Here is a 13,009-nt window from a genome sequence, read left to right as displayed (position 1 = left end):
GGAGACATCTGTATCCTGCCGCGTTCCATCGTCATCAGCCTTTCTTAGTAGTGACGATGGAACGCGACACGTTTATCAATTGAACTTGAGATTTTGCACCCGCACGGCGTTCAAAATAGCCAGCATTGCCACACCCACATCGGCGAAGACTGCTTCCCACATCGTGGCCAGGCCACCAGCCCCCAATACCAGTACGATGCCTTTTACTACCAGCGAGAGGGTAATGTTTTGCCACACAATTCGCCGTGTGGCCCGGCCAATCTCAATAGCGGTGGCAATCTTGGACGGCTCGTCGTTTTGAATAATTACATCGGCGGTTTCGATGGTCGCATCGGAGCCTAAGCCCCCCATTGCCATGCCTACGTCGGCCAGAGCCACCACCGGTGCGTCGTTCACGCCGTCACCCACGAACGCCAGCTTCGCCTTTGTATTACCGGCCAATTCGGCTTTGAGCCGCTCGACCTGCGTTACTTTATCTTCGGGCAACAGATCGCCGTGCCATTCGTCTACCCCCACTTGTTTAGCGACCGCTTCGACCACCGCGCTTTTGTCACCCGACAGCATCACGGTACGGATGCCTTCGGCTTTCAAACGAGCCACTGCCTTTATGGCATCGGGTTTGGCTTCGTCGGCAATGGTGAAGTAGCCCGTAAATTGGCCATCGATGGCCGTCATCACGATGGTGTAAGGAATTTTGGTTAGGGCCTCGTCGAACGCTACGTTGAACTTCCGAAGCAGCTTGGCGTTACCGGCCAACATCTCTTTACCGTCAACCCGGCCTTTCAGCCCATGACCGGCTATTTCTTCAACCTCATCAACTGACACCGCATCGTATCCAGTTTCTACATAGTCTAAAATTGCGGTGGCTACCGGGTGGGTCGATTTGCTTTCCAAAGCCGCCGTCAGCCGAGCCAATTGGCCTGCCTCTATGCCCACTGCCTTCACTTCCTGTACCTTGAACACTCCTTTGGTCAACGTACCCGTTTTATCCATAACGACCGTTTTAAGCTGGGTCATCAGGTCTAAAAATACCGAGCCTTTGAATAGTATACCTTGCCGCGACCCGGCTCCGATACCGCCGAAATAGCCGAGCGGTATAGAGATAACCAATGCACAGGGGCAACCAATGACCAAAAACACCAAACCCCGGTAGAGCCAGTCGGCAAAGCGGTAATCGGCCACGAAGAAATAGGGTACGACGGTGATTAATACCGCTAGTAAACAGATAATGGGCGTGTACACTTTAGCGAAGCGGGCAATGAATTCCTGCGTCTGGGCTTTGCGACCCGTTGCCTGCTGCACTAACTTTAGAATACGGGACAGCTTGGAGTCTTGATAAGGAGTCGTTACGTCCATCTCGATCAGCGATTGGCGGTTAATCATGCCGGCTAGTACAGCCTCTCCTTTTTCGATGGTGCGTGGAACGCTTTCACCCGTTAGGGCTGCCGTGTCGAACGTACCGGCACTGGAACGCATGGTTCCGTCCAGCCCGACCTTCTCGCCCGGCTTGATCTGTACGACATCCCCCACCGCTACGGTCGCAGCCTTTACTACCTGCGCTTTCCCCTCTTTGAGCACCGTCACTTCATCGGGCCGCACGTCCAGCAGGGCCTTGATCGACCGACGCGCCCGCAGCACGGCGGCATCCTGAAACAACTCGCCGATGGTGTAAAACAGCATCACGGCTACCCCTTCTGGGTATTCGCGAATGGCAAACGCGCCGAGGGTGGCTACGCTCATCAGGAAAAATTCGGTAAAGACATCGCCCCGGATGCTGCTGCTCCACGCCCGGCGCAGCACCGGCCAGCCAACGGGCAGATACGCCACAATGTACCAGATAAGCCGCACAGGGTCTTTGAACCAACCGGTAGCGTACTTATCCAGGGCGATACCGCTCAGCAGCAGCACCAAACTACTAATAGCCGGGGCATAGGTGCGCCAGGTTTGTTCTGGGCCTTTTTTTGCCGGAGCAGCATCCGCAGCCGGGGTAGTGCCCTCCTCGATCAGCTCCACATCGTCGTGGTCGTGATCGTGGTCATGCCCATCGGCATCGTGGTCGCGCCGAAACGCCGGATCGTTATGATTTTGTGCCATGTTATTGGTCAGAATTCGATGAAAAAATTGACTAGTGCCAGCCCGACGAGGGTCAGGCCGGTAATCAGGTTCTCGTTGTGCTCGAACCGGGCCGCGCCAGGCCAGTGCGCGTTGACTTGCTGCAAACCCCGTCGTCCGAGCATGACCATCAGGAGCATTCCCGATAGCGTGATGGTGTTATAGATGAGGGCCACCAGCCACACCGCTGCCCAGCCCTTCGCACCTGCGCTGAGGAAGTAGGTTTCGATCTCCAGACAGGGTGACAGAAACATCGCCAGTACCAGCGACAACAGCAGGGCTGAGAAGGAACGGTGCTTACGGACCGACCCAGCATCAATGTGATCGTGAACATGCCGGTGCCGCAGGTGTTGCATCAAATACCAGATACCTAACGCCAACAGAAGCAGTGGAATAGCCCGCTCCGACAGGTCGTGATAATTCTCGGCCAGTTGCCGCCCCGCCAGACTCACCAGTACGCCCAGCAGGGTGGTACTGACGGTATGAGCCAGTCCCGCAATAGCCGTGACGGTGAGCGTCTGCCGCAGACTCCACCGCTCGGTTTGCCCGATGGTTACGAAGGGCAGCCAATGGCTGGGTATTAGGGCGTGCAACAGGCTTAGTGTCAGGCTTCCGATAAAGATCGCATCCATCGTTTAGTTGGGTTGTACGTCATAACAGACCGGACAGCGTATTGATTGTCAACGCGATAATGAGCGTGTTGAAGGCAAAAGACAGAACGCTATGCAACAGGGTCAGCCGCCGAATTGGTTTGGCCGTAATGGCTACGTCCGATACCTGAAACGTCATGCCGATCACAAACGAGTAGTAGGCAAAATCAAGGTAATCGGGTGGTTCATCTCCCGGAAAGTCCAGACTACCAACTCGTTCCGTCTTGTCAGGATCATAGTATAAACGGGCATAGTGCAGCGTAAAGATGCTGTGTGTCAATATCCACGAACTAACCACGGTTATTCCCGACAGGATTACGTGTCGCGTGGCTTCGGAGGACGACAAGCCCTTGACTGTGCCCAATAGAATGATTACGGCCACCAGGCTTACCAAAGCCCCACCAACCGTGAAAAGAAAAATAGCCGGTCGGCTTTCGTCTTCCCGCTGAGCCGTCTCTTTGGCATCAGCCCGCATAATAATCAGCCAGATCAATACCAGCACGGTCACCGCGTAGGCTACCCATCCCAACAACAATCGTGTTTGCCAACCCAACCGACCTGCTGTCAGTAGCCACACTGAACCACCAACGGCAAGGGCAATCAGCGACCGGGATAAAGCAGTTAACGTTGGCTTATAGGCATTTGTATTGCTCATTGGATCGTTGAAAAAGGTTGTGTTACCGGAAATTGCTTCAACTAACTAACTGGGCCTGCCTAAAATGAGATTGGGCAGGCCCGGTTTCCTATTAATGAGCGTGACCTTCCTCTTCGCCACCGGCGGCCTGGAGTTGCGAGAGGACAGCAAATGCGCCTTTCACCACCACCTTTACCTTGCTCAAATCGAGCGTGCCGGGTAGTGTCACCTGCGAATAGCCGCCTTCTGTCACGCCCCGGCGCACCGGAATTTGCTTAAATGTTGTACCGTGCTGCTCCATTTGACCTTCCTTGTGCTGAGTCGCCGTACCGTCGTGGCGTTCGGGTGCCCGTTTGTCGGTGGCAATGAAAATGTAATCCTTGCCTTCTGCCGACACAATAGCCCCTTCGGGCAGGGCTGTTACCCGGCTGTCGCCTAGATCCAAGGTAGCTTTCAAAAAGGTATTAGGAGCCAGACGAGTATCCGGCTGATCAAGCCGGGCCACGACCCGGACCGACCGGTCGGCTTCGATGGTTCGGTTGATGTAAGTGATGCGCCCACTCCGCTCCCGACCACCTTCGTTGTTGAGCCGGAGGCTAACCCGCTGGCCCTCCCGTAGCTGGGGCAAGTCTTTTTCAAATACCGTTAATTCAGCGTACAGACCCTGACTACTGGTAAGCCGGGCCATGATATCGGCGGGCTGCACATACTGGCCTACTGTGGCAGGTACGTCGGTCACGATGCCCGATACCGGTGCTACGACGACGTAGGTAGCACTAAATTTACCATCCAACGCGGCTTGGGGCGATAAGCCTACCAGCCGCAACCGTTGCGCCAGGCCACCCAGGCGGGAACGTACCTGATTGCGCTCCGAGGCTGTTTGCTGAAACACTTTCAGCGCACTCACGTTTTGCTCACTCAGTTCTTTTTGGCGGGCGTACTCGGCATCCAGGTACGTCAGGCGGCTATGGTTTTCAGCATAGTCCTGCTGAAACTGCACCAGGTCTGGGTTCTCGATGCGAGCCAGCACCTGCCCTTTGCGAACCGGCTGACCGGGTAACAGCGGCAGGCTCCGCACAAAACCTCCTTGCAGGGCCGTAATGGCTACCTGGCTCTGGGCGGGAGCGGCCAATCGGCCATTGACTTGCAGAAGCTGACCCAGGTTGCGGTACTCGATCTGGCCTGTGCTGATAGCCCCGATGCGGATCTGATCATCGGTCAGTTCAACGATGTCTGTTGGGGCTTCTTCGTGGGCTTTTTCAGCCGCCGATTTTGCCTCCGCCGTTGTCTCACTTTCTTTTTGGGCGGTATCCCCGCACCCGGTAAGCAGCCACAACAGGCTGATACTATACAAAATTCGTTTCATGATTGGAACGCCGAAGCGGTTATCTTAGGGTAAGCCCAGCAGTTGTTCTAAGCGAATGACAGTTTGATTGTACGCCCCCAGTACGTCGACGTAACTGGCGCGCGTTTGATAAGCCTGCGTGATGGCCTGCGAATACTGGAGGTAGCCAATTTCACCCGCCCGAAAGGCCACACCGGCTTTGTCGGCCAGCAGCCGGGCGGTTGGCAATCCCGTTTGTTCATAGTACGTGAGCGAACTTTGCAGCTTCCGAATTTCCTGGATGGTGGCCCTTAGCTCACCCTGCAAATTGCGTTGGGTCAGAGCCAGTGTGGCTTCGCCGACCTGCTGCCCCAGCCGGGCGGCTTCCACGCGAGCCTGCTGCGGTTTTCGGAAGATTGGAATAGCTACGCCTGCCGTCAACCCTTGGAATCGCCGACCTCCTCCATAGTACACCTCCTGCTGACCAACCAGGTACGTACCGATGAGCGACTGATTGAAATAACCCACCGAGAAGGAGGGAAGCAGCCGGGCCTGCTCGACATCGGTTTGGCGGGCCGCTATGTCGATCTGCTGCCGCAACAAAGTCAGTTCGGGCGTTTGAGCCAGCGTAGCCGAGTCGGTCAGGGCGGGTAACGTCCGGCGCGTGAGCGTTGAGTCGGATAAACTGACAGGGCCGTCAGTGTTGAGCAACGTTTGTAGCCGACTCAGGGCAATTTGTCGGTCGGCTTCGGTTTGCGCCAGTGCATTACGAATCTCGCCCAACTGGTTGGTCGCCGTGGCAACTTCCACCGCCGTGCCTTCACCGGTACGTTGCCGCAGTTCCGTAGCCGACCGAAATGCTACCAGCAGGCTGTCCTGCGCCCGCAGCAACCGCCGTCGTTCGGCCAGGTACAATAAATCGAAGTAGGCCGCTTTCACCTGCGCTCGTAAGCCGTTCTGCGTGAGCCGCGCCTGTGCTTCCGCGCCCGTGACGTTCGCATCGGCGAGTCGGCCTAGTTGGCGCACCAGTTTTGGATTCGGCAGGGTTTGAGTAACGGTAAAGTTGTTGTCGAAGTTGATGCTGTTGTACTGCCCACCGGTCCAGCCGAAACTGGTAGCCCCGATGTCACGGGCCGCCCGGCGACCGGTTTGCTGCTGCGCCACGCCCAGCGTACTGATGCGACTCGTACCGTTGTTGGCGATAGCCTGTTGTAAAGCCGCGTCGAGCGTTAAAGGGCTTGTAGCCAATTGGGGTATCTGCGCTTTCGCCGTATTTATTCCCACCCCAATCAGCGTTCCGATCAACAGCAAACCAACTAGTTTACTCGCCATAGCGGGTGTCCTGCCAACGTTGCGTTTCCCAAAACCAGTTTGCTCCCACCAGTAAAGACACGGCAACACCAGCAAGGTTAGGAGCGTAGCTGACACCAATCCGCCGATAACGACGGTTGCTAAAGGACGTTGCACCTCCGCACCGGCGGTGGTTGCCAAAGCCATCGGCAAAAAGCCGAGTGAGGCCACCAGGGCGGTCATCATCACGGGGCGTAGCCGGGTGGCCGTGCCCTGCAAAATTCGGTCACGCAGGTCCAACTCCGACTCAGCCTTGAGGTGGTTAAACTCACCAATCAGTACGATGCCATTCAACACCGCCACCCCGAAGAGGGCGATAAAGCCTACCCCCGCCGAGATACTAAACGGCATATCGCGGAGCCAGAGCGCGATCACGCCCCCGATAGCCGATAGCGGAATGGCGGAGAAGATGAGCAGGCTTTGCCGCACCGAACCGAACGTAAAGAATAGCAGGAGGAAAATCAGCCCCAACGCCACCGGCACGGCGATACTGAGCCGGTCTTTAGCTTCCTGAAGATTCTGAAACTGCCCCCCGTAAGTGACGTAATACCCGACTGGCAGCTTAATCTGAGCATCCAGTTTGCGTTGCAGTTCGTTGACGACGCTCTCCACGTCGCGGCCCCTGACATTGAAGGCCACAATGATGCGCCGTTTGGCATCTTCGCGTTGAATCTGGTTGACGCTATTCTGAAACGAGACATCCGCAAGTTGCCCCAAAGGGACAGCTTGACCGTCTACCGTCGTCACCAACAGATTCTGTACGTCTTCGAGCCGTTGACGGCTCTGCTGCTGTAGGCGCACCACCAAATCATACCGCCGTTCGCCCTCATACACTAACCCCGCCGACGAACCGGCAAACGCGGCCTGTAGGTAGCGGTTGGCATCCTCAACCGACAAACCAAAACGCGACAGCGCATCGCGGTCGTAATTCACCACGATCTGAGGGAGTCCCGATACCTGCTCCACGTAGAGGTCTTCGGCACCCGGTACCGTACCTGCCACCCGGCCAATGCGGGCCGCGTAATCGGCTAAGACATTGAGGTCTTCGCCATAGAGCTTAATGGCAATGTCCTGCTTCACGCCGGATATCAACTCGCTGAAGCGCATCTGGATCGGTTGCAGAAAACCAAAACTCACGCCCGGAATCTGGTTCAACTTCTCCTGCATCTTCTCCGCCAGTTCCTCCCGGCTGCTCGCTGAGGTCCACTCGCTCCGGTCTTTGAGAATAACCATTACGTCGGCGGCCTCAATGGGCATCGGATCTGTAGGAATCTCGCTGGCCCCAATCTTACTCACGACTTCAATCACCTCCGGGAAGTTGTCTTTCAACACCTTACCGGCTTGCAGTGAAGCATCTGCCGACTGTGAGAGTGACGCGCCCGTCATCACGCGGGTTTCGACGGCAAAATCTCCCTCGTCCAACTGCGGGATGAACTCTCCGCCTAATCGACTGAAGATGAACAGCGCGACGGCAAACAGGCCAACGGATAAACCAACCACCAGCCCTCTATGGCTCAGTGTCCAACGGATGGCCGGGTCATACAATCGGTGGAAAAAGCCCATAATGCGGTCGGAGATGGTACGCGCTCCCTCCTTGACCGGTTTCTTACTCAGTAGCAGGGCCGAGGCCATTGGTACGTAGGTAAGCGAGAGGATGAACGCCCCCAGAATAGCAAACGCTACGGTCTGCGCCATTGGACGAAACATCTTGCCTTCCACACCCACCAAAGCCAGAATCGGCAGGTACACGATCAAAATGATAATCTCGCCAAAAGCTGCCGAGGAACGGATGCGGCTGGCCGATTCGTACACCTCCTCGTCCATCTGAGTTTGCGAAAGGTTATGCCGGAAGTTCTTCAGGGCGATGTGGTGCAGGGTTGCTTCCACGATGATGACGGCTCCATCGACGATCAACCCGAAGTCGATGGCCCCCAGGCTCATCAGGTTGCCCGACACGCCGAACAGATTCATCAGCGATACGGCAAAGAGCATGGCCAGTGGAATCACCGAGGCCACCACCAAGCCCGCCCGCCAGTTACCCAGCAGCAGTACCAACACAAAAATCACGATCAATGCCCCCTCGATGAGGTTCTTTTGCACCGTGCCAATGGCGCGGTTAACAAGTTTTGTGCGGTCGAGGAAAGCGTGAATTTCCACGCCTTCGGGCAACGACTTCTTGATTTGCTCGATGCGCTGCTTGACGTTTCCGATTACCTGAGATGAATTGGCCCCTTTGAGCATCATCACAATAGCCCCAACCACTTCGCCCTCTCCGTTGCGGGTCATCGCTCCATAGCGAACCGCCGACCCCAGCCCTACCTGGGCGACATCGCGCACCAATACCGGTATGCCGTTGGGATTCCGACGCACCATGATTTTACCGATGTCCGCCACGGTATTAATCAGCCCTTCCGAGCGAATAAAATAGGCATTGGGCCGACGGTCGATGTAGGCTCCGCCGGTATTCCGGTTGTTTTTTTGGAGTGCCGTGAACAGATCGTCCATCGTTACCCCGGAGGCCCGTAGCCGTTGAGGATCGACGGCTACTTCATACTGTTTGAGAAAACCGCCGAAGCTGCTCACATCGGCCACGCCCTTGGTGCCGAGTAGTTGCCGCCGAACGATCCAGTCCTGAATCGAGCGCAGCTCCATCGCCGGGTAGCGTTTTTCGTAACCGGGTTTAGCCCGCAAAACGTATTGATATATCTCGCCGAGACCCGTCGTAACCGGGGCTAGTTCGGGATTGCCCGCGTCAGCAGGAATCTGAGAGCGAGCTTGTTGAAGCCGCTCGAAAACCTGCTGACGGGCTAGATAGATGTCAACGTTATCCTGAAGGACGATGGTGACGACCGACAGGCCAAAACGGGATATGGAACGTACCTCGACTAAGTCAGGCAGGGTGGCCATCGTTTGCTCGATGGGAAAGCTAATAAGCCGTTCTACGTCGGGGGCCGACAGGGCCGGGCTTTGGGTGATGACCTGCACCTGATTGTTCGTGATGTCGGGCAGGGCATCGATGGGTAGCCGACTCAGCGAGTAGCCGCCCCAGATCACCAGGGCCAGCGTAAAGAGGCCGATGATGAGCTTGTTCTGAATGGAAAAATGGATGATGCGATCCAGCATGGTCGGGTCTGAACAAATGGACAATATGAAAATGCCGGACGCATACAGACAACAGTGCTATCGCCCGAAAGGACGTAGCACAAGCAGCCAACGCGTACGGCGAGGGTGTTCAGACCCGAAGTTGAGGGGGTTGCCAGATGGCAGAAAGCGGAGACGCCCACTGAACGGGGACGTACTGAAAAATGGCTGTTGCTATCGGTACAAGCTCAACCATTGGCATTACACTGTAACTAAAGTGCGGAGTAATATTGATCGTAGCCGCGCAACAGGCACAAGTGCAGAAGGGTGTGCAGGCATCATGGTGGTCATGCACTGGGGCTGGCACCGGAACTGATGCTGCGATCAAGACAGCCCTCCGCTCTTGCCGATTTGTCGGCAGGGCTTCATCCGCACAAGGCCACATAGAAAGGCCAAGTACGTAGAGGGCTATTATGATCGTCATCCACTTCACGAACACAAAGGTACGGCAAACCTTTATGCAACAGGTAGTCAAAAACAGGTTATGTGTACTGGTGAATAGACCAGCTTGTCATTGGTGAAACCGCCACCCAATCGAAAGCAGCGTATGAAACGGCTGAAGGGTTGATTTGGGCAGCCAGCGTTGCCGAACACTGAATAGGATTGGCGACCACTCCAACTCTAAGCCAACGTCGCCCCCCAACAGGAATCGGGACGTACCTGCACTTGATTGAAGGGTGTCAGAGAGGGTCTTCTGCGGGTTGCCGACTGTTTCGTAGAAAACGGTCGGCTGTACCACTCCTCGGACAAATCGGGTACGGGTTGCATTTCGCCACAGGTTAAACTCATAACCCCAACCAACGCCGAACTGACGCAGCGTTAGGTTACCGCCCGAATCAGCAAGAGCGTGTTGTTTGTGTACGTAGCTTACGGTCAGTTTCCAGGCGTTGTACTGTCGGTTGTACCGACCCGTACTGATTAGGGCGTTGATGCCCAGTTGGTTTTTGGTTAGGCGGAAATCATCCGTCAGGCCCGCTTGTACCTCAACAAACCGTTGCCCTTTTAAATGTACCTGAGCGAGCGCGGGCAATAGCGACGGAAAACTCACTAATAGAAAAAACAAAATACGGCGCATGATTTACAGGGGTTTGGCTAACAGTACTACGTCCGCTTCAATCTGATAGCGCAGGTGCCGCCCGCCGTTTTTCTCGTACAGCTCCACGTCGATGATTTTGTCTTCGGTAATCGTTGTTACCGGCAGTGCGTACACGACGGTACGTTCCGCTTTGGCGCGAAGCAGCGTAAATGATTCGGGATAGTGGGCGTGAGGTTTTAGCTCGACCTCCTGCGCAGCCATACGCTTGAGTACGTCCTTGTCGCGGACGTAAAACTTAACGAAATCGACCTCATAGTCAATCTGACTGTCGTTGCGAATGGTGAACTGCATATACATCACCTTGTCAGCTACATAGATGCCCGTCAGTAGGTTGCTGATTCGCATGGTCGAGGCACCAATGTTGCGAATGAATGCCTTGCGATCCGCGATACGCTGACACTGGTAGAGTAAGTCGCTCACCGGTGGAGTTCCGTTGGTCGCTGTTGCCGAAGCGGTCAGAGTAATGGTAGTGGCCCGGTTGATGCCCAGCGTCCGGCTGGTATATTCGTCCGCCGACAGGTTGTTGGCCATGTTGATGTTCAGCACCTCCGGTTCGTCCTGGTAACGAACCAGAAACGAATAAAAACCACCATCTTCCGTCATCACCGTCATGTTTGTTTCGCGGCCTGAATCAGCCCGGCAAAAAGCGGTTGCCTTCGGATTGGCTTTGATGCGTAGTACGTTCCTTACCGTTTCGGGGATCTGAGCTAATACGTAATCCGTACCAGCATCAAACTCTTGAATTCGGGCCGGAAAGATGATGTGCGTTGTCTTTCGATCCGAAATGCCCAACGGATACGACCCTCTGACCGCAGCCCGATCAATGGGGAGTAGGTACGGTTTAGTACGGATGGACCCCACCAGTGCCGGATTCGCAACGTTGACGGTTGGATTGGCTGGATTAAGCGTTTTCTCATCGCGTTGTTTTGACGATGTCTGAACCACCATTGGCGTAGTCACTGCCGAAGGGATGCTGGGAACGGACGAGGAAATTCCCTTCACGGCCAACGGCTGAATAGCTGCATACAGGGACGTTTTAGCACGTACCGGTTTACCCAAAGATGAGAATGCCCGCGTCGCCTTCGTGGCTTTCACGGACTGGGCGTGGGCCGTCCACGCGCTAAAGGCAAGAAAATAGAGTAGGATAAGGCGTGTCATGTAAGTTGAAAGAAAACTTGTTATTCAGTTGCCATTGAATTGGCCCCTTCGGAGCGGAGGAAAACCCGATAATTGGGCTTGACGGTCACTTTAACCGCATTTAGCTTGGTCTGTAACAGCGAGCGAATTCCCTGGAAGGCCGTATTCGTGACCTGCATAGCCACCTGACTACCCACCTGCTGCCCGAATGAACCCTGTGGCACGAAATAATACGGTGACGATACTGCCTGACCCGCCGAACGGGCCGCGCCCTGCGCGAGTTGGTTCTTTTGAGACAGGTTAGGCACCGACAACCCGGCTCGACCGTCTAAATCGAAGACATTGAAGCTAATCGGATAAATCTCCGACCCTATTCGTAGACTCGTAACGGTGATGTTGAGCCGGTCCTGCCCAATGGAACACGTACCCGTTAAGAGCGTGTGAGCGGGCAGCGTTACCCACTTGCCAGCCACCCGCAGGGGCGTTTCGTTGAGGAGCCGGATCTTGACAGAACTGCCCTGCTGTACCGTTATGGCCTCACCGTCACCGTGGATGACTGCCGGAATGGATTGACCAGAGCCAGCTTTAGGAACGGGATCTATACGGGTTTGGCTACTCAGTCCGTAAAAGCCAACGTTACTTAAATTTATTGCCTTTCGCGCTGGTAAGTCAGCTTCGTCGCTTAGGGAGTTGGCAACAGAAGCATCACGTTCGCCTGTTTTTGCCCCATTTTCGGCTTCAATTTCCCGTTTGAAGTAGGCCCGGTAGGAGGGGGGCAACTCGCCGTTATGCAGTTGCTTCAACTGCTGGTACTCACTCATGTTGAGCGACGTAGCGGGTGAGGCTCCCTGACCTCCTGCTGACGTACCTGCAAACCGCTGATTAGCCGTTTCCATTTGCTTCAGCAGCGCATCGGCGGTCTGCCGGTCGAGGTCACGTTCGCGCCGGGCAACCCGTTCTTCGGCCACTTGTTCTTTTCCTTTAGGCGAACGGTGCATGGTTCGGTAAATAGCCTCCCGCTCGGCTTGCTGATGACCAAATTGCTGCTTCAACTGCCGTTGCCGCAGTGTTTTGCGCTCGGCAGCCGTTTGATACGGTGCCGTTGTTGGACCAGTTTGCCGACTCATTATCTGCAAGTCCGACTCACTCAGCGACTCATTTGATCCGCGCAAGGCCGAAGGGTCTTTCCCCGTGAGCAGTTGGGTGCCTGCTGCGGCCTGCCGGTCCATCGCCCCCGATGTAGTGGGACTAAGCGAGGCTCCGTCAAAGCCATACTTGTCGTACTTTTCGCGGTGGTCAAGGCTGTGCGGGCGGGCTTCGGGCGGAGCCAGCGACGAGGCTCCGGCATCGTTGGGGATACTCGATTCCGTAGGCGAATCGGATTGGATGAACCCACCCATAAAACCGAAAATGGCAACCCCCAGGAGAAACACAAAGCCACCCAACAGCAGGAAAATCTGTTTACGGCCTAGCTTGCCTTTTTGCAGAGTTTCGTTGCCCGGCGCAGGTGTTTGGTCCGACGTTGTATCAAATAAAGGGTGTTGTTCTGACTGATTAAGCTCCAT

Annotated in this window: 9 protein-coding genes; all 9 read right to left on the bottom strand. The window is 55.5% G+C overall.

Going from position 1 to position 13,009, the window contains the following annotated elements:
* Positions 1 to 75: 75 nt before the first annotated feature.
* Positions 76 to 2,094, bottom strand: a complete 2,019-nt coding sequence (locus tag EQG79_RS28105; protein ID WP_129606127.1) for a heavy metal translocating P-type ATPase — start codon at positions 2,092 to 2,094, stop codon at positions 76 to 78.
* An 8-nt stretch (positions 2,095 to 2,102) separates the two neighbouring features.
* Positions 2,103 to 2,744 carry a hypothetical protein gene (locus EQG79_RS28100; RefSeq protein ID WP_129606125.1) on the bottom strand — a complete coding sequence of 214 codons (642 nt, stop codon included), beginning with the start codon at positions 2,742 to 2,744 and terminating at the stop codon, positions 2,103 to 2,105.
* A 19-nt stretch (positions 2,745 to 2,763) separates the two neighbouring features.
* Positions 2,764 to 3,417: a DUF1345 domain-containing protein gene (locus EQG79_RS28095; RefSeq protein ID WP_129606123.1), complete on the bottom strand. Its 654-nt coding sequence runs from the start codon at positions 3,415 to 3,417 to the stop codon at positions 2,764 to 2,766.
* Positions 3,418 to 3,508: 91 nt separating this feature from the next.
* Complete coding sequence (locus tag EQG79_RS28090) at positions 3,509 to 4,762, bottom strand: efflux RND transporter periplasmic adaptor subunit (RefSeq protein ID WP_129606121.1); 1,254 nt, start codon at positions 4,760 to 4,762, stop codon at positions 3,509 to 3,511.
* A gap of 24 nt (positions 4,763 to 4,786) precedes the next feature.
* Positions 4,787 to 9,193: a CusA/CzcA family heavy metal efflux RND transporter gene (locus EQG79_RS28085; protein ID WP_129606119.1), complete on the bottom strand. Its 4,407-nt coding sequence runs from the start codon at positions 9,191 to 9,193 to the stop codon at positions 4,787 to 4,789.
* Between the two features lie 109 nt (positions 9,194 to 9,302).
* Positions 9,303 to 9,635 carry a DUF6660 family protein gene (locus EQG79_RS31660; RefSeq protein WP_394343327.1) on the bottom strand — a complete coding sequence of 111 codons (333 nt, stop codon included), beginning with the start codon at positions 9,633 to 9,635 and terminating at the stop codon, positions 9,303 to 9,305.
* Positions 9,636 to 9,722: 87 nt separating this feature from the next.
* On the bottom strand, positions 9,723 to 10,286 hold the full coding sequence (locus EQG79_RS28080; protein ID WP_129606117.1) for a conjugal transfer protein TraO: 564 nt from the start codon (positions 10,284 to 10,286) through the stop codon (positions 9,723 to 9,725).
* Positions 10,287 to 10,289: 3 nt separating this feature from the next.
* Positions 10,290 to 11,465 carry a conjugative transposon protein TraN gene (gene traN / locus EQG79_RS28075; RefSeq protein WP_129606115.1) on the bottom strand — a complete coding sequence of 392 codons (1,176 nt, stop codon included), beginning with the start codon at positions 11,463 to 11,465 and terminating at the stop codon, positions 10,290 to 10,292.
* Positions 11,466 to 11,485: 20 nt separating this feature from the next.
* Positions 11,486 to 13,009 carry a conjugative transposon protein TraM gene (gene traM / locus EQG79_RS28070; RefSeq protein ID WP_129606113.1) on the bottom strand — a complete coding sequence of 508 codons (1,524 nt, stop codon included), beginning with the start codon at positions 13,007 to 13,009 and terminating at the stop codon, positions 11,486 to 11,488.

This window comes from Spirosoma sordidisoli (assembly GCF_004138325.1).
GTDB classification, from domain to species: domain Bacteria; phylum Bacteroidota; class Bacteroidia; order Cytophagales; family Spirosomataceae; genus Spirosoma; species Spirosoma sordidisoli.
Note: the sequence above shows the minus strand (reverse complement) of the source record. Positions and strands in the feature narration are given on the sequence as shown.

Coding starts and splice junctions, on each gene's coding strand:
- EQG79_RS28105 (WP_129606127.1), bottom strand. CDS start 2,094: ATGGCACAAAATCATAACGATCCGGCGTTTCGGCGCGACCACGATGCC.
- EQG79_RS28100 (WP_129606125.1), bottom strand. CDS start 2,744: ATGGATGCGATCTTTATCGGAAGCCTGACACTAAGCCTGTTGCACGCC.
- EQG79_RS28095 (WP_129606123.1), bottom strand. CDS start 3,417: ATGAGCAATACAAATGCCTATAAGCCAACGTTAACTGCTTTATCCCGG.
- EQG79_RS28090 (WP_129606121.1), bottom strand. CDS start 4,762: ATGAAACGAATTTTGTATAGTATCAGCCTGTTGTGGCTGCTTACCGGG.
- EQG79_RS28085 (WP_129606119.1), bottom strand. CDS start 9,193: ATGCTGGATCGCATCATCCATTTTTCCATTCAGAACAAGCTCATCATC.
- EQG79_RS31660 (WP_394343327.1), bottom strand. CDS start 9,635: ATGACGATCATAATAGCCCTCTACGTACTTGGCCTTTCTATGTGGCCT.
- EQG79_RS28080 (WP_129606117.1), bottom strand. CDS start 10,286: ATGCGCCGTATTTTGTTTTTTCTATTAGTGAGTTTTCCGTCGCTATTG.
- traN (WP_129606115.1), bottom strand. CDS start 11,465: ATGACACGCCTTATCCTACTCTATTTTCTTGCCTTTAGCGCGTGGACG.
- traM (WP_129606113.1), bottom strand. CDS start 13,009: ATGGAGCTTAATCAGTCAGAACAACACCCTTTATTTGATACAACGTCG.